We start from the raw sequence: 1,023 nt of genomic DNA, 5'->3' as shown, positions 1-1,023 counted from the left end.
GTGGTCCTCCGGTGTTTGGATCTTGGTCGACTCAAACAATACCCGGTGGGCCGCCATCTTGCCATTTCTTATTCCCCGCTAATCGACGATGAACCAAATAAAGAGCCGCCAGTTGTACGCGCCCGCGCTATTTTATCACGGCATCCCGCAGTGTTTTCCGCAGGCTGAACATGAATCTGGTCGATTTTCCCGCAGTGGCATAGCATTTCTGCTTTTGCCCGAATTGGTATTTCAAGGAACACCAGCGCGGGAACCGAAGTCCCCGCGCTGGTGTTATCGCGAAATCACCGCCTGGATATGCTCGGTCTCAACAGTTGGAGAATCACTGGCATAGGCTTTGCCCATACCAGCGGTCGAAATCGCTCCAATGGAACGGAGCACACCCACCGATGCCTGGTGAATCAAGTTGAGCGCTCCCTTGGTAAACATCGCCGGATTGCCGTCGCAGGCGGTGATTCGCTGTTCCACGTAGCTGAACGTTTCCTCCTTGGGCAGGCCATCGGTGGAAACGGAGATGGTGATTGAGTTGGCTAGGGACTCCAGGATGGAAAGCCCGAATTTTTGTAACAGCAATTCCTGTCCGCACCCCCCTTTACAGCGGAACAGCCGGCAGGTTTATAGCGTAATTCCCACCTGCAAACTCGGGGTGCTGTGATAAAATAACGCGGACGCTTACACCCGCGAATAGCCAGGACATCCCCGGTACCTGCTGTTGATACCTCCAGGAAACAGGAGTAGTATATCTCCATGGATCGTATCGAGCGGCCGCTGAATCCCATGGCGGATGTTTTCGTCCGGTATCTGCTGGGTTCGGAAGAGAACAAGGACATTCTCATCGACTTCATCAACGCCGTCTTTGCGCAGAAAGGGCACGATCTGGTCGTCGAGATCGAACTCCTCAATCCCTTCAATCTGCGGTCTATCGGCGCAACCAAGGAAAGCATTCTCGATGTGAAAGCCCGGGACAACCGCGGCCGCTGGATCAACGTCGAGATACAGATCGCCGGAGACGAGAACTTCGCC

General features: G+C 54.3%; 2 protein-coding genes. One reads left to right on the top strand and one right to left on the bottom strand.

Features of this window, described 5'->3' with window-relative positions; genetic code table 11:
• Positions 1–273: 273 nt before the first annotated feature.
• Positions 274–573 (bottom strand): hypothetical protein, encoded by a 300-nt coding sequence (locus tag BW950_RS14730; RefSeq protein ID WP_076490043.1) that lies wholly within the window; start codon positions 571–573, stop codon positions 274–276.
• A gap of 174 nt (positions 574–747) precedes the next feature.
• Between BW950_RS14730 and BW950_RS14725 the strand changes: the two genes are divergently transcribed.
• Positions 748–1,023, top strand: a 276-nt coding sequence (locus tag BW950_RS14725) for a PD-(D/E)XK nuclease family transposase (RefSeq protein WP_200796803.1), incomplete at its 3' end; no start/stop codon positions are given.

This window comes from Alkalispirochaeta americana, assembly GCF_900156105.1.
Classification (GTDB): domain Bacteria; phylum Spirochaetota; class Spirochaetia; order DSM-27196; family Alkalispirochaetaceae; genus Alkalispirochaeta; species Alkalispirochaeta americana.
The sequence above is the reverse complement of the archived record's forward strand: the minus strand, read 5'-3'. Positions and strand labels throughout refer to the sequence as shown.